The 18,643-nt window shown below is 70.2% G+C and carries 19 protein-coding genes; 9 read left to right on the top strand and 10 right to left on the bottom strand.

Features of this window, described 5'->3' with window-relative positions; genetic code table 11:
- Positions 1–155 precede the first annotated feature (155 nt).
- From EDD92_RS36405 to EDD92_RS36395, 3 genes are read right to left on the bottom strand one after another with little or no spacing between them, the layout of a single operon-like run.
- Complete coding sequence (locus EDD92_RS36405) at positions 156–875, bottom strand: hypothetical protein (protein WP_123968237.1); 720 nt, start codon at positions 873–875, stop codon at positions 156–158.
- A 7-nt stretch (positions 876–882) separates the two neighbouring features.
- On the bottom strand, positions 883–1,524 hold the full coding sequence (locus EDD92_RS36400) for a sigma-70 family RNA polymerase sigma factor (RefSeq protein ID WP_123968236.1): 642 nt from the start codon (positions 1,522–1,524) through the stop codon (positions 883–885).
- Positions 1,521–1,718, bottom strand: coding sequence for a hypothetical protein (locus tag EDD92_RS36395; RefSeq protein WP_123968235.1), 198 nt, complete (start codon positions 1,716–1,718; stop codon positions 1,521–1,523). The genes EDD92_RS36400 and EDD92_RS36395 overlap by 4 nt, the downstream gene beginning before the upstream one ends.
- 381 nt (positions 1,719–2,099) lie before the next feature.
- Between EDD92_RS36395 and EDD92_RS36390 the strand changes: the two genes are divergently transcribed.
- Positions 2,100–2,573 carry a hypothetical protein gene (locus tag EDD92_RS36390; RefSeq protein WP_123968234.1) on the top strand — a complete coding sequence of 158 codons (474 nt, stop codon included), beginning with the start codon at positions 2,100–2,102 and terminating at the stop codon, positions 2,571–2,573.
- Here EDD92_RS36390 and EDD92_RS36385 read toward each other — a convergent pair whose 3' ends face one another.
- Positions 2,574–3,488 (bottom strand): NAD(P)-dependent oxidoreductase, encoded by a 915-nt coding sequence (locus EDD92_RS36385; protein WP_123968233.1) that lies wholly within the window; start codon positions 3,486–3,488, stop codon positions 2,574–2,576.
- 186 nt (positions 3,489–3,674) lie between these two features.
- Between EDD92_RS36385 and EDD92_RS36380 the strand changes: the two genes are divergently transcribed.
- The 4 genes from EDD92_RS36380 to EDD92_RS36365 are packed head-to-tail and all read left to right on the top strand — an operon-like array spanning position 3,675 to position 7,311.
- Complete coding sequence (locus EDD92_RS36380; protein WP_123968232.1) at positions 3,675–4,295, top strand: TetR-like C-terminal domain-containing protein; 621 nt, start codon at positions 3,675–3,677, stop codon at positions 4,293–4,295.
- On the top strand, positions 4,288–5,112 hold the full coding sequence (locus EDD92_RS36375) for an alpha/beta fold hydrolase (RefSeq protein WP_123968231.1): 825 nt from the start codon (positions 4,288–4,290) through the stop codon (positions 5,110–5,112). Before EDD92_RS36380 ends, EDD92_RS36375 begins: the two co-directional genes overlap by 8 nt.
- Before the next feature lie 29 nt (positions 5,113–5,141).
- On the top strand, positions 5,142–6,533 hold the full coding sequence (locus EDD92_RS36370; RefSeq protein ID WP_123968230.1) for a hypothetical protein: 1,392 nt from the start codon (positions 5,142–5,144) through the stop codon (positions 6,531–6,533).
- A 46-nt stretch (positions 6,534–6,579) separates the two neighbouring features.
- Positions 6,580–7,311 (top strand): hypothetical protein, encoded by a 732-nt coding sequence (locus tag EDD92_RS36365; protein ID WP_123968229.1) that lies wholly within the window; start codon positions 6,580–6,582, stop codon positions 7,309–7,311.
- On the opposite strand, the gene EDD92_RS36360 is transcribed toward EDD92_RS36365, so the two are convergent.
- Both EDD92_RS36360 and EDD92_RS36355 read right to left on the bottom strand, forming a co-directional pair.
- The gene (locus EDD92_RS36360) at positions 7,306–7,725 is read right to left on the bottom strand and encodes an NUDIX hydrolase (RefSeq protein WP_185124472.1); all 420 of its coding nucleotides are present in this window, start codon (positions 7,723–7,725) and stop codon (positions 7,306–7,308) included. The two genes, EDD92_RS36365 and EDD92_RS36360, sit on opposite strands and share 6 nt — an antisense overlap.
- A gap of 104 nt (positions 7,726–7,829) precedes the next feature.
- Entirely contained in the window at positions 7,830–8,288 is a 459-nt protein-coding gene (locus EDD92_RS36355; RefSeq protein WP_123968227.1) for a hypothetical protein, read from the bottom strand.
- 193 nt (positions 8,289–8,481) lie between these two features.
- Between EDD92_RS36355 and EDD92_RS36350 the strand changes: the two genes are divergently transcribed.
- From EDD92_RS36350 to EDD92_RS36345, 3 genes are all read left to right on the top strand, one after another.
- A complete protein-coding gene (locus tag EDD92_RS36350) occupies positions 8,482–9,486 on the top strand; it encodes a triacylglycerol lipase (RefSeq protein WP_123968226.1) in 1,005 nt (334 codons plus the stop codon).
- 80 nt (positions 9,487–9,566) lie between these two features.
- The gene (locus EDD92_RS51545) at positions 9,567–9,731 is read left to right on the top strand and encodes a hypothetical protein (protein WP_260326989.1); all 165 of its coding nucleotides are present in this window, start codon (positions 9,567–9,569) and stop codon (positions 9,729–9,731) included.
- A complete protein-coding gene (locus EDD92_RS36345) occupies positions 9,728–10,954 on the top strand; it encodes a hypothetical protein (RefSeq protein ID WP_260326988.1) in 1,227 nt (408 codons plus the stop codon). The genes EDD92_RS51545 and EDD92_RS36345 overlap by 4 nt, the downstream gene beginning before the upstream one ends.
- Before the next feature lie 225 nt (positions 10,955–11,179).
- Here the strand turns inward: EDD92_RS36345 and EDD92_RS36340 are convergent, their stop codons facing one another.
- Positions 11,180–12,886 (bottom strand): DUF2264 domain-containing protein, encoded by a 1,707-nt coding sequence (locus tag EDD92_RS36340; RefSeq protein WP_123968225.1) that lies wholly within the window; start codon positions 12,884–12,886, stop codon positions 11,180–11,182.
- A gap of 290 nt (positions 12,887–13,176) precedes the next feature.
- Positions 13,177–14,220, bottom strand: coding sequence for a rhamnogalacturonan acetylesterase (locus EDD92_RS36335; protein ID WP_123968224.1), 1,044 nt, complete (start codon positions 14,218–14,220; stop codon positions 13,177–13,179).
- Positions 14,221–14,426: 206 nt separating this feature from the next.
- Here EDD92_RS36335 and EDD92_RS36330 point away from each other — a divergent pair, with 206 nt between their 5' ends.
- Positions 14,427–16,103: a rhamnogalacturonan lyase B N-terminal domain-containing protein gene (locus tag EDD92_RS36330; RefSeq protein WP_123968223.1), complete on the top strand. Its 1,677-nt coding sequence runs from the start codon at positions 14,427–14,429 to the stop codon at positions 16,101–16,103.
- A 2-nt stretch (positions 16,104–16,105) separates the two neighbouring features.
- On the opposite strand, the gene EDD92_RS36325 is transcribed toward EDD92_RS36330, so the two are convergent.
- The gene (locus EDD92_RS36325) at positions 16,106–17,518 is read right to left on the bottom strand and encodes an RICIN domain-containing protein (RefSeq protein ID WP_123968222.1); all 1,413 of its coding nucleotides are present in this window, start codon (positions 17,516–17,518) and stop codon (positions 16,106–16,108) included.
- Between the two features lies 1 nt (position 17,519).
- Positions 17,520–18,620 carry a family 43 glycosylhydrolase gene (locus EDD92_RS36320; protein WP_123968221.1) on the bottom strand — a complete coding sequence of 367 codons (1,101 nt, stop codon included), beginning with the start codon at positions 18,618–18,620 and terminating at the stop codon, positions 17,520–17,522.
- Between the last annotated feature and the right edge of the window lie 23 nt (positions 18,621–18,643).

Raw genomic sequence — 18,643 nt, 5'->3', positions numbered from 1 at the left:
CTGCGCGCCTCGCGCGTCACGCGCTCCCCCCTCGCCACCTCGTGCTCCCCCTGGGCCCGGCAACCCTATGCCGGTCTCCCTCCCCGGCAACCGATTTTCCGTCGGCGACGGCCCAGGGATGACATCCGAACGCCTGAGCCACGCTCGGCCGCCGTTCACGCGGTGACCAGGTCGTCCCAGTGGTCGGCGAGCGCGGGAATGGGCTGCGGGACGGGGCCGAGGCCTCCGTCGTACGGCGCCTCGAGCTCGTCGACCGCGTTCTTGACGGCCCGTTCGGAGACGGCCGACGGCACGGGAGGAAGCGTGTAGCGGACGCCCGGGCCGTCGCAGGCGTGAGGGGTGGTGTCGGCATGGTGCGCCACGGGTGTGTAGCTGGCCCAGTCGAGGCTGTTGAGGCGGTGGATCTGGTCGGCCCAGTGCTGGGCGTCACGCATGTCACCGCAGCGCAGATGGAGCAGATACAGGCACAGGGCGGCGGTGACATTGCCGGAGCCTGCGGTGTAGCGCCACCAGAACTGGGCGCCCTCCTCCTGGTCGGCGAGGTACAGCAGACAGGCGAAGGTGAGGGCGCCGTCGGGGTCGCGGTCGGTGTCGAAAGCGGTGATGCGGCGGGCGGCACCGTGGTGGTGGACGGTGCCGCGGCACAGCAGGCGCAGGTCGTGCGCCGCCTGTTCGTGCAGGGCGGCCGGGGGCGGCTTGGCCCCGGCGGTGTGGCCGCAGTGCGCGGCGGTGTTGAGGAACCGCATCCAGCGCAGCTCGTGCAGGTCGCGGGCAAGGTCGTGCCGGGCGGCTTCCAGGTCGGCGTAGCTGTACTCGCCCCGGAAGACGCAGGAACGGCGCAGGGCCTCCTCGATGCTGCGCGGGGTGCGGTTCACGGGTGGGTCACTCCTTCTCTTCGTCGGCGGTGTCCGCAGCGGTGGCGTTCTCGGCCCGGTATCCCATGGCGGTCGCGAGCCGGTGGATCGCGGTGCGCCGGGTGGACCGGACGGTGGCCTCACGGATGCCCATGATCAGCGCCGTGTCCTTGGTGTCGAACTCGAGCACGTCACGCAGCAGGATCACGTCGAACTGGCGCTCGCTCAGCCGTGACATCTGCCGGAACAGGCCGAGCCCTTCCTCGAGTTCGGCGATCTCCTCTCCGTACTCGGCCTGGAAGGCGCTGCGGAAGGCACCGAGCAGGGGCGCGCTGGCCGCGCGGATGGCCCGCCCGAAGGCAAGGGTCTCGGTCGTGGCGGGGCTGCGGCCCTGGGCGGTGAGTTCGCCGTGGACGCGCTGCTTGAACAGCGCCCAGGCGTAGGCGCCGGGATTCTCCATGGCCTCCAGGCGGGGCCAGATCGTGGCCAGGTACAGGAAGGTGCGGTTGACCAGCCGACGGGCTGCGAGGGCGTTGCCGCCGAGGTGGATGCGGCTGTACTCGAAGCACGCGCGGTCGTAGCGGGCGTGGAAGTCCCAGAACTCGGGCGGCATGACGAAGTCGGAACTGCGCCTCGTGCGTCCTGCGGGATCGGGTTGCGGGCCGGTCATCGGTGGCCTCCTTCGCTCCAGGAGGCCGGGGCGGGGGGTGTCGGAGCGGGGGGAGGCTGCTGTTCGCTCAGGGCGAGGGCCCCGACGCGGACTCCGGCGCCGAGCAGACGCCGCACTAAGAACCACACGTCGGGCGCGTACGAGCGCGCCACGGCGGCGAAGGCCAGCACGAGGCTGACTACGTCGTAGTTCACAGTGACTGTTTTCCTTCTCTTTCGGACAGTGCCGTTACCGCCCGGTCCCCCGCACTGGACGGGCCTGGCACCTAGAGCCTCGTTGCTCTGGGAAACAGATAAGCGGACGCGACCCGGGAAACGTGCAGTCCTTCGAACAGATCTTTCTAACGGAGGGTAGCTTTCCGCTGACTGTTGGGCAGGGGCGAATTCACAGGCGCGCACCGCCATGGCACGCCAGCCCTCGCGCCTCATGCGCCACCCCTGCCGAACTGCGCATCCACCGAAAGCGAAGAACTTCGAACGCCGTTTGCGCGAACGTGACTTGATGCGCCTCCCAAGTGATGTGCCGTAGGTCACATTCACATAGGCGGGGTGGCACTCGCCGCACAGGATGGGGCCATGTACACGCCCTTCGACAACCCCACGCCCCGTCAGGTCCAGCCCGGCGAGTACCCCGCGCTGGACGAGGCCCTCGCCGTGGTCAACCGGGACGTCGCCGCGACCCTGCCGGATCAGGGGCCGCTCCGGCTGATGGCCCTGCCGCACTGGGAGGAGGGCGAACCGGAGAACGTGTACGTCACCCTGCCCAACGGGGAGTGGTGGGGCAACGAGCTGTGGGCAGGCTTCCCCGACTCCCCCCGCAAGGAACCCCTCACCGCCCTTGCCGCCGTCGCCGCCGTCGCCGAGGCGGCGCAGGACACCCTCACCGAGTGCCTGTGGCAGGCCTGGCCGGTGTGCACCGTGCACGACCTCGGGATGCATCTGGGCGAGGCGGAGGGGCGGCCCGTGTGGCGCTGCGCCGGAGCCGGTCGGGACCCGCAGCACGTACGGGCGGCGGTCGGAGAGCTCGGCACCGTCCACAGTGGGCGGTGATCACGCCAACTCCTCGCGGAACCCCTGGCGCCACGACGGGTACCGCGGTTCCCAGCCCAGCTCCCGCCTCGCCTTGGCGTTGGAGAAGCCGCGGCCCTCGGTCATCATCCCGACCACCATCTCGCCGGCCAGCAGCCGCGCCAGCCACGCCGGGAGCCGCCGCGGCGGTTTGGCACCGGCACACTGCGCAAGGTAGGGCAGCCACTCACGGACCGGTGCCGGCTCGTCGTCGACGATGTTGAAGACACCCATGGCCTTCTGCTCCACGGCCAGGACGGTGGCGCTCGCCGCATCGTCGAGATGCACCCACGAGGTGTAGCCGGTGCCGCCCCCGACGAGCGGGAACATCCGCTTGCGCACCATCCTGACCTGGTCGTCGTTGGCGCCCGGCCCGTAGAACGCGCCGTAGCGCAGGGCCGCGCCGCCCGCCCCCACCACGGCGTTCTCGAGGTGGCTGATCGCCTTGGTCCCCTCCACCACCTGCAGCGGCTCCTCCTCGGTCTTGATCCAGCCGCCCTCGCGGTTCCCGTTGAAGCTGGCGTGGCTCTGCGCGACGACGTGGGAGACGCCGGTGGCCTCGGCAGCGGCCAGCAGATGGTCGATCCCCTCGGTGCGGAGCCGGTTGGTGGTGGCGAAGAACCGCTCGGCCTTCCTCATGTCGGGCTTGCCGGCGTGCCCCTCGGAAAGGCCCGTCATCTGGTGCACGATCACCTCCGGCCGGGCCCCGGCCACCGCCTGGCCGACCGACACGGCATCCAGCCCGTCCATCACGACCCCTTCGGCGCCCAGCTGCCTCAGCAGGTCCAGCTTGGCCGGACTCGTCGTCGTCGCCGTCACCTGATGCCCCCGGGCCACCAACTGCCCCACCAGCCGCCGCCCGAGGACCCCGCTCCCGCCTGCCACGAACACCCGCATGACCATCACCTTCCTGATCCCGAAGCCTGTCTTCAGCCTGTCTTCGAGACCTGGGACGAGACAGCCCGGCCGCCTGTGACACGGGAGGTAATTCGGTCGCCAAGAACTGGCTGGGCTTACTAGCTTTCTTCCTAGGAGCCCTAGGAACGAGCTCCCGGGAACCATCAGACTTCGGAGGTCGCATCCATGGTCAGAGCCGGCCTGACCCCCGCCCGTGTCGTCGCGGCGGCAGCCGACCTCGCCGACGAGGTCGGCTTCGAGAACGTCACCCTGTCCGCCCTGGGGCGCCACTTCGGTGTGAAGGACGCGAGCCTCTACTCGCACGTCAGGAACCTCGACGACCTCCGCACGCGCCTCGCGCTGTTCGCGGGCGCCGAGTTGATCGACCGTATCGCCGTCGCGGTCGCGGGACGTGCCGGCAAGGACGCGCTGGCCGCCTTCGCCGGTGCCTACCGGGAGTACGCGCTGGAGCGGCCCGGGCGGTACGCCGCCACCCAGATCCGTATGGACCAGGCCCTGATCGCCGCCTCTCCCGACTTCCGCCGCACCGCCGAGATCACCTACGGCATGCTCCGCGCCTACGGCCTCGAGGAACCCGATCTCACCGATGCCGTCCGCCTGTTGCGCAGCACCTTCCACGGCTACTGCGCCCTGGAGGCCACCGGCGGCTTCGGCGCCGCACGCGATGTGCAGAAGTCCTGGGACAAGGCCGTCGACGCCCTGCATGTGACGCTCGAGAACTGGCCCCGGGAGAACAACAGCAAGAAGAACAGCAAGAAGAACAGCGAGGAGCACAGCAATGGCTGAGGACCTGCACTACGACGTACGCGGCAAGGGGCCCGTCCTGCTGATCGTCCCCGGCGGTGCCGGGCACCCCATGGGATTCGCCCCGATGACGGACGTGCTCGCCGACCGCTTCACCGTCGTGACGTACGACCCCCTCGGACTCGCCCACGGGCGGCTCGGAGAACCCGTCGGCGACCAGCAGGTGGAGGAGTGGAGCGACGGGGCGCACCGCGTCCTCGACGAGGTTCTCGCCGAGGGCGAGTCCGCCTACGTCTTCGGGACCAGTTCCGGCGGTATCGCCGCCCTCGACCTGCTCGCCCGCCACCCTGAACGGCTGAGCCACGTCGTCGCGCACGAGCCACCGTGCGTGGGGGTGCTCCCGGACGGGGCACGCCTGCAGGCCATGTTCCGGGAGGTGTACGACACTTATCGCGCCGCCGGGCTGCAGGCGGCAGCCGTTCGGCTGGGCGCCGTGCTGGCGGGACAGGAGCCGGAGGAAAACCCGTCGGGTCAACCCCTCTCACGTGAGGAGGAGTTGGGCGTCCCGATGGCCGTCTTCCTCGCCCATGTCCTGCGGCAGTTCACCTCGTACGCCCCCGACCTCCCCGCGCTCACCGCCTCCGCCGCCCGCCTCGCCCTCGCCGCAGGCGCCGATTCCCACGGACAACTCCTGCACCACACAGCGCAGTTCCTCGCCCGGCACACCGGCAGCGGCAGCCGCTTCGTCGAGTTCCCCGGCGGGCATGTCGGTCTGGCCGAGCATCCTCTTGCGTTCGCCGAGCTGCTCGCCGAGACGCTGGTCGGAGGTGGCGGCACACCCGTCCCGCTGACCACTTAGACTGGAAGCTTCGGGGGAGGGAGCGTGCCTTGTCTCAACAGCAGCTGGGACGCGGTCCCTTGAGATCGGACGGCACCGCACCGGAACCCGGCGGGCCGAGCGAGACCGCACGGTTCGTCGGCTGGCTGGGGAGCCTCGGCTGCGCTGCCGCCGGGTATGCCGTGTTCCAGTTCCTGTTCGGGGTGCTGCCCGGCTCCCTCGGCGGGGAGGCCGCCAAATACCTGGTCTCAGGGGTCAGCGGGATCGGCACCGGCGTGGCTGCCTGGCTCGCGGCGGCACTGCTCCGGGCCCGGGCCGCGGCAGGACCCTCCCGGCCCGCCGTCACAGCCCCCGTCGCCGCGGAGCCCTCCGGGCCGGGCCCACTCCCCCAGGTCTTCGGCGCCGCGTACGGCACCCTCGTCGACAAGGTGTGCGTGGTCGACGACCCGGCCCGCGGGCGGCTCACCGGCTGGTCGCACTCCCTCGGAGAGAGCAGCCCGCCCCGCCCCACCTCCGTCGGCACCGCGTACGGCCTGCACATCATGCTCGACTTCGGCGTGCCCGACGGACGGCTGCGCACCGGGGATCTCGTGGACACGCTGTGGCGGCTGCGGCTGCCCCACGGGGGCTGGTCCGCACGGTCGCAGGGCTCGGAGGCACGGCCCGAGGTCACAGCGCTGGTGCTGGGTGCGCTGGCCCGGGCGGGGGCGTCCGGCGAGCGGCTGGCGGAGGAGGTGGGCCGCTGCACGGCCGGCTTCACCCGCGAACTCGACCGCGCCGGGCGGGAGTCGACCCACGTCGTGACGACCGTGCTGCGCGGACTGCTGCGCGCCGCGCCCGACTCCGCCGTCCTGCCCGTGCTGCGCGAGGCCCTCGCCGACGGCGCGATCAGCGATCCGCGCCGTGAGCACCTGCGCTGCTGGAGCTACCGTCTCGACCCGCCGTACGGCATGCCCTCCGCACTGCACACGGCACAGGCGGTCGTGGCCCTCGACCGGGCCGCCCGGGTGCTGGACGAACCCGAGGGCGCGGGCGCCCGCTCGGCCCGCGAGGACGGCGTCCGCTGGCTGCTGGCCTGCACCGGCGCGGGCCACACCCGCTGCCCGGACCTGCGGAACCTGCGCGAGGAGGTGCGCCGCCCCCGCTCCGACGACCCCGAGCGCCACGAGGTGCTGAACGTGCGGCACTTCACCGCCTCCTGGGTGCTGCGCGCCCTGATGACGCCGGGCGCCCGCGAGGTCGCGGTGCAGGACGGGCTGGAGGAGGCGTGGCGGGAGCGGCTGGACGGTGCGGCGGCCGCCGTGTGGGCCGGCCAGACGGACGGCATCTGGTCCTGGGGCCGCACCGACAGCAGTGAGCTGCGGCATCCCATGTGGATGACCTATCAGGGTCTTTCGGCGCTGCGGGCACATGCCGTATGGATGTATCGACCGGAAGAATGAACCGGAAGCAGTGACCCGAGAGCAGTCAACCCGGAGGTACGTGTGCATGGGCGGTCGGCAGGTTCTGGCGGCGCGACGACTGCTGGCCGGGACGCTGGACGGTGAACTGCCCGAACATGAAAGGATCGCCGCGGCCCGCTGCGTCGTCGCCGAACTCGGCTCACCCGAGCGGCTGTTGGAGCTGGTCGCCGAACTGGCCTCCGGCGAGGGCGATCCGGAAGGGTGCGCCCGGCTCTCGTACCGGCATGTCCTCGGCTTCGACAAGCTGCTGCTGATCGACGGCGGACCGCGGCACATGCTGCGCGCCCACCTGTGGCACCCGGGCGTCGGCGCGATCGGCAAGGAGGACATCCACAACCACCGTTCCCCGCTCGCCTCCTACGTGGTGCGCGGGCGGCTCGCCATGGAGTTGTACGAGGTCGAGGGCGGCGGCGGGGACGGGATCCCGGCCGCCCGGTACGAGGAGTCGCTGAAGACGGGTTCGGCGGACTGGCTGCTGGAGCCGGCCGGTCCGGCGCGGCTGCGGCTGACGCATGTGGGGCAGTACGCGGCGGGCAGCGCATACGCCCTGCCCGCGCACACCCTGCACCGCGCCTGGTGCGACACGGACGTACCCACGGTGACGCTGTTCCTGGAGACGGGGAGCGGACGGCGGCAGCACACCGACGTGTTCACCGCGGCCGGCCCTCATCCGGGCGCCGTGCCGAAGGTGCCGCTGGAGACGGACGACTATCTGGCAGCGCTGGACGGACTCGCCGAGCTTCTCAGGAGTTCATGAGTTCATGAAGGCCTGGTCGACGATGTCGAGGTTGTACTCGTCGATCTCGACCGTGGTCAGCTCGGAGCGCGCGAGCCAGGCATAGGACTGGTCGGTCCGGGGCAGGGTGATCTGCTCGCTCAACGGCCTGACGAGGAAGTTCTCCTGCCAGTTCTTGATCTCGTGCCCTCGGTACTCGCTGACGAAGGACGACTCGCCGACCTTGCGGACGACCTCCCCGAGGAGCCCCGTCTCCTCCTTCAGCTCCCGCAGCGCGCCGTCCCGGGCGCTCTCGTCCGGATCGAGCTTGCCGCAGGGGACGCCCCACACCCCCGGCAGGAACTTCTCCGTCTCACTGCGGCGGACCAGGAGCACCCGGCCCTCGTCGTCCATCACGACGGCAGCCGCCAGTCGCTTGTCGCCGGGGATGTCCATGTCCATGGTTCCTCGGTCCCTCGCCGGAGATGAGTCCAAAGGGTCTGATACCCAAGAAAGTCTCCACCCTACCAAGGACTCTCCGCCCAGCGCTGTGAGCCGGGTCATGAGAGGTCGCCGACCGAGTCGGCGTAGTACGTCGATCCCTTGAGGTGCAGGGCGAGTTCGCGGAAGCTCCAGCCTTCGCCGGGTGAGTGGTCGAGCTGGTCGTCGGTGAGGGCGTCGAGGCGGTTCGCCCAGATGCGGGCGAGGCGGGTGAGGCGGCTGCGGGCCTCGTCGAGGTCCTCCGAAGTGAAGGGGACGAGGTCCGCTTCGGTCGTCACGGCGGACGCGTGCCAGTGATCCGGCTGCGGCTCCTCGCCCGCCAACCGGGCCTCCAGCTCGGCGAGGTGGTCGACGAGATGGTCGGCAACGCGGCGGATCGCCTTGTGCGGGGTGTGGACGCGGTCGTCGGCGTGGGCGGGCTTGCCGTCCCAGTTCGTCCAGGTGGCGGCCAGTTCGAGGACGTGGTCGACCATGCCGGTGACGGCCCGTGCGGGTGTTTCCTGCGGGGTTTCGCTCATACCGGCAGGCTAGGAGCGCATCGTTTCGGTCCCGGCCGAACCGTTCACGCCGAGGACGGTCGGGACAGGTGAACGGGTGAAAACGGGCTGCTCCATGAGAGGTGTCGCGCGCGGCTGTCGCCCACCGCACGCATGCCGCTCCTCGATCATCTCGGCGTCGGCGCTCGGCCGATTCTGAGACGAGGAGGGCCAGATGTCGGATCGGATGGTTTCCCGGAGGCGGTCGGGCCGGCGGCGCGCCAAGTGGGCCGCGGTCTGCGCGGGGCTCGCACTGACGCTGGCCGTGGGGCAGCCGGGCGAGGCGTCCGCCTCCGGCAACTCCGCGCCTCCGGTGCCACCACGGAACATCCTCTCCCTCCCCCTGGCGGCCGCCGGAGGGCTCCTCAACCCCGAGGCCTCGCCGTCCGGGGCCAACGACTGGAACTGCAAGCCGACGCGTGAGCACCCGCGCCCGGTCGTCCTCGTGCACGGAACCTGGGCGAACGCCTATCTCAACTGGGGCGTGATGGCCCCGTACCTGAAGCAGCTCGGCTACTGCGTCTTCGCCGTCAATTACGGCGGCACACCGGGCAATCCGATCAAGGCCACCGCGCACATCCCGGTGTCCGCGCAGCAGATCGCGGTCTACGTCGACCGCGTCCTCAAGGCCACCGGCGCCCATCAGGTCGACCTCGTCGGCCACTCCCAGGGCGGCGGTCTGACGCCCCGCTGGTATCTGCGGTTCGACGGCGGCACCAACCCCGCGCATCCGAAGCGGAACAAGGTGCACAGCCTCATCGGGCTGGCCCCGTCCAACCACGGCACCACCGCCATGGGGCTCGGCACGCTGACGACGAAGCTGGGTCTCAACAAGCCAGTGTCGCTGGTCCTCGGCGAGGCGTACGAGGACCAGATGGTCGGCTCCCAGGTGAACACCACGCTGGACCGGGGCGGGGACACCCAGCCAGGGGTCTCCTACACCGTCATCTCCACCAAGTTCGACGAGGTAGTCACCCCCTACACACACCAGTTCCTGACCCCGGGACCGGGCGCGACCGTCAAGAACATCCTGATCCAGAACGTCTGCCCCCAGGACCTCTCCGAGCACGTCTCGATCGCGTACGACGCCAACGCCGCCCAACTCGTGCGCAACGCCCTCGATCCCGCCCACGCCCAGCCCGTCGACTGCGGCCTGTCCCTGCCCGTGCTCGGCGGCTGACCTCGACGACGACATCCGTGCCCGCCGCCCCGGAAAACCGGGGCGGCAACCTCCTTGCCGGCCCGCGGCGACAAGGGGACATGACGTCAGCAAGACGTACGACAACGCACCGCCGGGTCCGGGCCGCCCGCAAGCCCGTCGTCGCCGGACTCGCCGCGACCGCCGCGCTCGTCGGTGCCTGGTACGCCACGGCCGGTGCCTCGACCACGGCCGCGGCGGACTCTCGGCTACCACCGCCTCGGTGAGTCTGCCGGCCAAGTTCCCCTATCTGTCCGCGGGTTACAACAACAGCCGCGAGTGGACGCGGACGGCGACCGCGGTCGCCCCCAACGGCACCCTGCCCGTGGCCTGGCCTGCCTCCGACGGTATCCATGTCACGCCGCTGACCTCTGTCGGGAAGCGCTCAGGGGCCGACACGGGCGTCAAGGGTGCCAAGGAGGTCGGCGGTCTGGTCGCGCACAACAACGGCTTCGCGCTGCTCACCCGGGTCGCCGACACCAACAAGTGGCATGACACGGCGGCCGCGATCGTCCGCTACACGAACGGTAGGCAGACCTTCCGCACCAAGCTGACCGGCACCTCCTCGCACGACGCGTCCCCGACGCTCGACGGCCGGCTGACCTGGAACGGCTCCAAGTACGGGGCGTACTTCGTCGTGCACGGCGCGGGCGGTTTCGCCGACGGGCACTACGGCGACAAGCTGTCGTACATCAGCGCCAAGGGCACGAAACTGAGCGGCGGCTGGAGCTGGGGCTGCAGCCACAACGAGGGCGTCGCGCTGCACGCCGAGAAGTCCGGCGCCTTCACCTCCCTGTGCTTCGACGACTGGCGTTCGGGCCTGTTCGTGTCGACGGGCATCGGTGCCCCGGACGTGGCTCCGGTCGTGCAGCGCGAGCAGTGCTGGGCGGGCTACTGCGGCGGCACGTTCCCCAGCCGTACCGGCGACCTGGTGAGGTCGGCGACCGGCCGTTACGCCACCGCCTTCGCCTCCCGCGGGGCCGCCTCGGCCAAGAAGAACCCGGCCGACTCCTCCGGCCGCGGCTGGTCGGTCACCCCGAAGACCAGCACCCACCAGGTCGCGGTCGCCTTCCTCAAGAACCGCAACTCCGGCCCCGGCAAGGCGACCCACCTGTCGAACACCAAGGGCACGGAGCACATGAACGTCCACCTCGCCCCGTACGGCAAGGACAAGCTCCTGCTGTCCTGGGAGTCGCTGAAGAACGCCAAGTGCAAGGACGGCACCTGCACCGGCACCTTCACGGGCACGCATCTTCGGCTCATCGGCTGGACCGGGAAGTTCCAGAGCGCGGACAAGGTGGTCCAGGCCCGCATCACGGGTGACATCGCCGTCTCCGCGAACGGCGCCCTGACCTGGGCGTACGTGCCGGCCACACCGTCGTACGCGACTGCGCTCAACGGTGCGTCCCCGACCTCGAAGACGCTGAGGATCGCCCGACTGACTCCCTGACGGACGCAGGTCCGTCAGGGCGAAGAACGGGTGTCCGCCGGAGTGGTCCGGGCAGGTGAGGCTGTCCGGCCACCACTGCCACACACCCAGTGGCAGACCGGCCGGCGCGTTGTCGCAGGGCTTGGCGAGGACGAGGCAGGACACGGCCTTGTTCCCGGCCCGGGGTTCAGTCCTGCGCGCCGCCACCGCGTCGTGAGCTCGTCGCTCCCCCCTCGTCACGGGGCCTCATCCTGCGGGACGGGACTCCTCCACGACGATCTCGGCCCCGGGCCCGCCGAGCGACACCCGCACCTCGGGCCCCTCGATCCACCGCACCGTCAACTGCCCCGCTCCGTCCGCCCGTACGCTCACCATCTCCCCCAACGGCACGGAATCCTCCTCACCGGTGAGCCTCACCAGCGCGACGAACAGGCTGTCCCCCTCGCCGCAGACCCCGGTGAGCTCGTCGGAGAGTCCGACGGCCGGCGACAGTTCGGCCCGCAGCCCCTCTGCCGCCGCCCACCCGGTCACCCGCACCGCCGTCCCCGGCTCGGCACCGGTCACGAGATGAGCCCGCACCTCCACGGCCCCGCGCGCCAGCACGACACTCGTCACCAGCGCTCCCCCGCCCGCCGTGTGCCGCGACGCCACCCACCCGTCGCCGACGCCCAACGGCTCGATCCGCGTGCGGCTCGGATCGTCGCCGACGATCACGCTGTTGTCGTACGACGAAGCCGGCTCCGTGACCGTCGAGTAGGCGAGGCGCGTGTAGTACGGGTCGTAGCGGACGTCCTCGCTGCCGTGGTTGTGGAGGCGGACGACGCCGTCCGAACTCGTGGACTGCAGAAGCCAGTTGGGGGCCGCGATCGGGGTGAGAGCGTCGGAGCGCTCCGCCGGGCCCGGCTCCTCCGGTGCCGTCCACACCGGGTGGTCCGGCGGCAGGAGCAGGCCGAGGAAGCCCTTGCTCGCCCAGTACGGGGAGGCGGGGCCCGAATAGCCTTGCAGGACGGCCGGGGCGGGGCCGTGCCAGCCGAGGGTGAGCAGACCGCGGGAGTCCGTCGCGCCCCGCTCCAGGAAGTACTTCAGGGCGCCCGACGCCAGCCGCCGCGTCTCCCCCGGCGGCAGCGGCGTGTGCCCCGTCAGCGCGCCCAGCCACAGCGGGACCGTCGTCGCGAAGCGGTAGGTGAGCGAGCGGCCCTGGTGCATCGGGGCGCCGTCGCCGCCGAACAGACGGGCGTAGTCCTCGAGATGACGCGAGAGCCTGCTCCCGTACAGGTCGAGCAGTGCGGGGTCGTGCGCCAGCCATGCGTGCAGCACCGGGTACAGGTGCATCGCCCAGCCGTTGTAGTAGTCGAACTTGCGGCCGTCGCCGTCCGTGTACCAGCCGTCGCCGACGTACCACGCCTCAATGCGCTCCAGGCCGCGGTCGACCGCCTTGCGGGACGCCTCTGTCTCGTAGCCGATCTCGTCGAGAAATCCGCCCACCGTCACCGGGAACAACTCCCAGTTGCACGGCCAGGCTTCGGCGGTCAGCGCGTCCCCGAGCCAGGCGGCCGTCCGCTGTCGTACGCCGTCGTCCAGCCGGTCCCACAGCAACGGGCGGGTCAGCCGCAGTGCGAGGGCGATCGACGCCGCCTCGACCAGGGGCTGGCTGCGGCTCTCGATCCGCGGCCAGACGCCCGCGACACCGGCCGCGAGCCCGTCGGCGTAGCGCTGCAGCGCGGTCTCGTCGCGGCGGAAGGCCGCGGCGAGCAGCGTACGGGCGTAGCCCTCCAGGCCGTCGGAGAGCCGGCCGGACCAGCTCGTCCGGTCGCCGGGGAGGTGGTAGAGCGCGCCGCCCTCCGCGGCGTACGGCTCGACCGCGGCGAGCAGGGCGTCCGCGGCCGCCTCCCAGTGGGCACGGGTGTAGCCGGTGTGCGGGCTGAGGGTGAGGTCGTCGGGGGGCAGGTGCATCGGCTCTCTTTCGGGACTGACGGGGTCGGGCGAACTCCGCCGCGGTTCGGCAGCGCCCCGACGGGCGCGGGGCTGTTTCCATATGCGGCTTCGCCGCGATGGGGGTCCCCCCTCTCGAGCGAAGCCGAGAGTGGGGGAGCGACCAGCCACGCTGGCGCCGCAGACGATCGACGGCACATCGCGGCCCCGCGGCGGAGCCGCTCATCGACACAGTCGGCGGAGCGCCGAGCGGCGACGAACGAGGGGGCGGACCTGGGGCGCCCCGGTTCCGGTCGAGACGCCCCAGGAGTTCATCCCACCCGCACCAGACCCTCCGGTACCAGATGCTCGGCGACAAGTGCGTCGCGGACAAGTCCTGCGTACACCGTGGCGCCGTGGACGGAGGTGTGGGTGTTGTCCTTCTTCTCGTTGTAGAGATAGACCGCCTTGGAGCCCTCGACGCCCAGGGACTCCACCAGCGCCTTCGTCTCGGCCGTCAGGTCGATCAACGGCACCTTCTCGGCCGCGGCGACCGAGCGGATGACAGCAGGATGGTCCACTCCGAGGCTGTTGACCAGCAGTGCGGTGTTGTTGTTCAGAGTGCCGTCCGCATTGAACCAGCGCCGCACGATGGGAGTCACGAGCACCGGTTCGCCGCCCTTCTCCCGTACACCTGCCACCAGTGTCTCCAAGTTGGCCCGGTACGTCGCCTCGTCGGTGGTCTTGTCGTTGTGGGCGAGCTGGATCAGGACCAGGTCGCCGGGGCGGATCAGCGGCTGCACGGTGGCCCAGAGCTGCGGGTTCTGCAGGTACGTCACCGTACTTTCGCCGGAGTCCGCGTAGTTGGCGAGGGACAGGCCCTTGCGGAGGTACTGCGGCAGCTGCTGGCCCCAGCCGGAGTACGGGTCGGCGGGCTGGTCGCAGACCGTGGAGTCGCCGACCAGGAGGATCTGGCGGGCGTGCCGGGCGGGCGTGACGCTGATGTCGGCGAGGGCGGGTGCCGAGCCGCCGATCGCCAGGTCAAGGCCGGGAGTTCCGTCGGGTCCCGTCGGCTCGCCCTGCGGTGTGCGGACGTTCACGCTGAAGCTGCGGGCCACGCGCTCGCCGGCCGCCGCGGGTGTCTCGGGGAGCAGGGAGCGCCGGGTCTCGCCGCTGATGCTCGTGCCGGATGCGGCCTCACCGCCGAGGAGGACCTTCACGTCGTACGTGCCCGGCGGGACGTCGAAGTGGCAGGCGCCGGCGGTGCAGTTCTCGATGCCGAGGGGCCGGTGCCCCTCGTGGGCCTGGGCCGGTACGGCCACAAGGCCGACGCTCAGCGTCAGCGCCGCCAGCAGGGCGAGGTTGAAACGTCTCATTCGCGTGTCCCTCCGAGAAACGACCGGACGACAAGGCCTGGCGGCAGGGACCGTACCGCTCTCCGCAAGCGCTTTCTAGACTCTGGATCGATTTCACAAGATTGCCAACCTCCTACGCGCGAAAGCCCTTTCGCGAAATCGATTCAACTGTCACCCTCACAACCACTCGCACCACCCCCACATGGCTTCCGGAGGAGGCACCCCCCATGTCCGAACCCGCGAACAGACCGGTCGGCCGCCGCACCTTCGTCCTCGGTTCCGCCGCTGCCGCCGGGACGGCCGCCCTCGCCGGGCCGCTCGCCGCCCCGGCGTCGGCCGCGAGCTTCGGCTACTCCGACGACGGGTCGAACTACGTCGTCGACACCGGCGCGAGCCTGGTCTTCAAGGTCGGCAAGACCAACGGCGACCTGACCTCGCTGGTCTACAAGGGCACCGAGTACCAGGGCTACGGCGGCAAGAACTCGCACATCGAGTCCGGCCTCGGCACCTCCACGGTGACCGTCAAACAGTCCGGTCCGACGATCCTGATCTCCGTCGCCCACGGCACCCTCAAGCACTACTACGCGGCCCGCAGCGGCGAGAACAACGTCTACCTGTGGACCAACAAGGCGGACGACTCGGTCAGCGCGACCCGCTACATCGTGCGCGTCAAGGCCGGCATGTTCCTCAACGACCAGCCCGACTCGTACACCTACGCGCCGACCACCATCGAGGCCTCGGACGTGTTCGAGAAGTCCGACGGCCAGACCCGCTCCAAGCACTACTCGAAGCTGCGGGTCATCGACTACGACTACATCGGCTGGTCGACGGGGAGCGTCGGTCTGTACGTGGTCCGCTCCAACCACGAGAAGGCCTCCGGCGGCCCCTTCTACCGCTCCCTCCTGCGGCACCAGAGCGCCGGCGGCGGCGGCCTGTACGAGATCCTCTACTACGGAGAGAACCAGACGGAGGCCCAGCGTTTCGGCCTCCAGGGCCCGTACGTCATCGCCTTCACGGACGGCGGCGCACCCTCCTCCGGGCTGTACCACGCGAACCTCACGACCTCGTGGGCGGACTCGCTCGGCATCTCGGGATACGTCGCGGCGAGCGGCCGCGGCAAGGTCGCCGGCGTCGGGATCACCGGGCGGAACACGGCGTTCCCGTACACCGTCGGGCTCGCCAACCCGGCCGCCCAGTACTGGGGTTCGGCCCGTTCCTCGGACGGCTACTTCTCCATCCCGGGCGTACTGCCGGGGACGTACACCCTGACCGTCTTCAAGGGTGAACTGGCCGTATACACCAGCTCGGTGACGGTCACCGCGGGCGGTACGACCACCCTCAACTCCATCGCGATCCCGTCCTCCAACGACCCCGGCAACGCGAGTGCGATCTGGCGGATCGGGGACTGGAACGGCTCGCCGAGCGGGTTCAAGAACGCGGACCTGATGACGTACGCGCACCCGTCCGACAGCCGGGCCGCGTCCTGGACCGGCAACGTCGTCATCGGCAGCGGCACCGAGACCTCGGCCTTCCCCTGCTATCTCTGGAAGGATGTCAACAGCGGCATTGTCGTCTACTTCAAGCTGACCGCCGCGCAGGCCGCCGCCGCGCACACCCTGCGCATCGGCGTGACGACGGCCTACGCGAACGGCCGGCCGCAGATCTCCGTCAACGACTGGACGTCGTCGATCCCCTCGCCGCCCTCCCAGCCGAGCACCCGGTCGCTGACCGTGGGCTCCTACCGGGGCAACAACTACACGTTCACCTACAGCGTGCCGGCGAGTGCCTGGCTCACGGACACCAGCCAGTACAACGTGCTGAAGATCAACGTGGTCAGCGGCTCGGGGACGACCTCCTTCCTCAGTGCGGGAACGTCAATCGATGCGATCGATCTGCTGACCTGACGTCAGGTCCCGCGCGTCCACTGCTGGTTGGTGCCGCCGTTGCAGGTGTACGTGATGATCGCGGCGGAGTTGGCGGTGGACGCGCCGGACACGTCCAGGCACTTGCCGCTCGCGCGGGACTTGACGTTGACGTAGGAGCCCGAGGTGGTCAGTGACCACTGCTGGATGGTGGCCGAGCTGCTGCAGTTCTCCTGGGTGACCGTGCTCGCGTTCTCCTGCACGCACAGGGAGCTGTTCCTGACCACCAGCTGGTAGTAGCCGCTGCCGAGGGACTTGAACCAGTACTTCTGGTTGGTGCCGCCGTTGCAGTCGTACTGCTTGATCTGGGCACTCTGCCACAGCGACTGGCTGGTCACGTCGGCGCACTTGCTGCTGTGCCGTGCGATCAGCGTGTTGTACGTGGCGCTGGTGCCGGTGACGGTCCCGGCGGCCGTGTCGACGGTGACCTCCGGGGACCAGGACATGGACATCGAGGTGGAGCTCGGGAAGGTCAGCGGCAGCCAGACGTACCGGGAGTCGTTGACCGTACCGCCGAAGGAGTTGCCCCAGCGGTCGCCCATGTAGAGGTACGAGGTGCCCGAAGTCCCCTGGACGGGCAGGACGTACGCGGTCTGCGAGCCGTAGGCGGTGGAGTCGCCGACGTTCGTCATCGAGGTCCACGGGCCGGAGAGGCTGGTCGCGGTGGCGTACTGCTGCTGGTTGGGGTTCCAGCCGGTGGCGGCCGAAGTCAGCATGAAGTAGACGCCGTTGCGTTTGAAGAGGGCCGGGGCCTCGCGGTGGCCGCCCGGCCACGGGTTGGCGACCAGACCGGCGATGCCGGTGTAGTCCGCGGTGAGCTTGTAGATGTGCAGGTCGTAGTTCTCGTTGGCGGCCGAGACCATGTAGGCAGTGCCGTCGGTGTCGACGAACGTGGTGATGTCCCGGGACATGTACTGGCCGAGCGGCTGGAAGCTGCCCTGGTAGGTGTAGTTCCCGTCGACGGTGTCGGAGACGGCGACGGCGGCGCGGGCCTGGCTGTAGTCGACGCCGTTCTCCTTGTGCATCCACATCACGAACTTGCCGGTGGAGGCGTTGTAGATGACTTTCGGGCGCTCGATGTAGGCGGTACCGAGCTCGGAGGCGGACGACTGGGTCAGGACGTGGTTCCGGAACTCCCAGTTCTTCAGGTCGGTGGAGCGGTAGGCGTCCACGTACCTGAAGGTGTTGTCGCTGTTCCGGTCCTCGCCGAACCAGTAGTAGTACGAGCCGACCTTGATGACGCCGCCGCCGTGGGCGTGGACGGCGTTGCCCGAAGTGTCCGTGAACTGGACGCCGTTGGGGACGGTCTGGGCGGCGGCCTGCGCCGGGCCGGCGGTCGCGAGGGCGGCGAACAGACCCAGGCAGAGGGCGAGCAACACCGCGTACGCACGTCTCATCTCACACACTCTCCTTCGCGGAGTCGGCCACCGAGCCGGCGATGGTGTCGGCCACGGGGATGCCGAAGTGGGGGGTGCCGTCCGGGTTCCAGCCCAGCTTCTGGATCCGGGTGTGGCGGTTGGGGTCGTTCAGCGGGTCGCCGGTGATCTCCTTGTACTGGCGGGCGTGGTAGACGAGGACGTCACTGCGGCCGTCCTCGGCGACCGTGAAGCAGTTGTGGCCGGGGCCGTACTGCTTGGTGGTGTCGTTGCTGGTGAAGACCGGGGTCGGCGACTTGGACCAGTTGGCGGAGTCCAGCAGGTCGGCGTTCGCGTCGACGGTCAGCAGGCCCATGCAGTAGTGGTAGTCGGTGGCGCTGGCCGAGTAGGAGAGGAAGAGACGGCCGTTGCGGGCGAGGACCGCGGGGCCCTCGTTGACCTTGTAGCCGACGGTCTCCCAGTCGAACTCCGGGGTGGAGAGCCGTACTTGAGGCCCGGTCAGGGTCCAGGGGTTCGCCATCTTCGACAGCCAGAGGGCGGTGTTGTTGTCCATGCCGGGCTCGTGCTGGGCCCAGACGAGATAGCGGGTGCCGCGGTGGCTGAAGGTGGTGGCGTCCAGGGAGAAGGTCTCCCAGGCGGTCTTCACCTGGCCCTTCTCCACCCAGGTTCCCTTGAAGGGATCGGCGTTGGCGTTCTCCAGGACCCAGATGCGGATGTCCCAGATGCTCTCGGCGGGCGCGGAGGCGAAGTAGATGTACCACTTGCCGCCGATGCGGTGGATCTCCGGCGCCCAGATGTGCGCGCCCATCACACCCGTGGCGTGCTTGGTCCAGATGACGGACTCGGCGGCGGTCGCGAGGCCGTTCAGGGTGCGGGAGCGGCGCAGCACGATGCGGTCGTACTCGGGGACGGTGGCGGTGAAGTAGTAGTGGCCGTCGGCGTGGCGGTGGATGTAGGGGTCGGCACGCTGACGGACGAGCGGGTTCACGAACGGGGCCGCCTTCGGGGCCGGCGCGGCGGTGGCCACGGAGGGGGTGGCCGCCAGGGCGCCCGCGGCGAGGGCGGCTCCCTTCAGCATCAGGCGGCGGCTCGGGACTTGGGGCAGGTCGTTGTTGCGGCTCATGCGGCTGCCTCTCAGGGGGACGT

Source organism: Streptomyces sp. TLI_185, from assembly GCF_003814765.1.
Taxonomy (GTDB): Bacteria; Actinomycetota; Actinomycetes; order Streptomycetales; family Streptomycetaceae; genus Streptomyces.
Note: the sequence above shows the minus strand (reverse complement) of the source record. Positions and strands in the feature narration are given on the sequence as shown.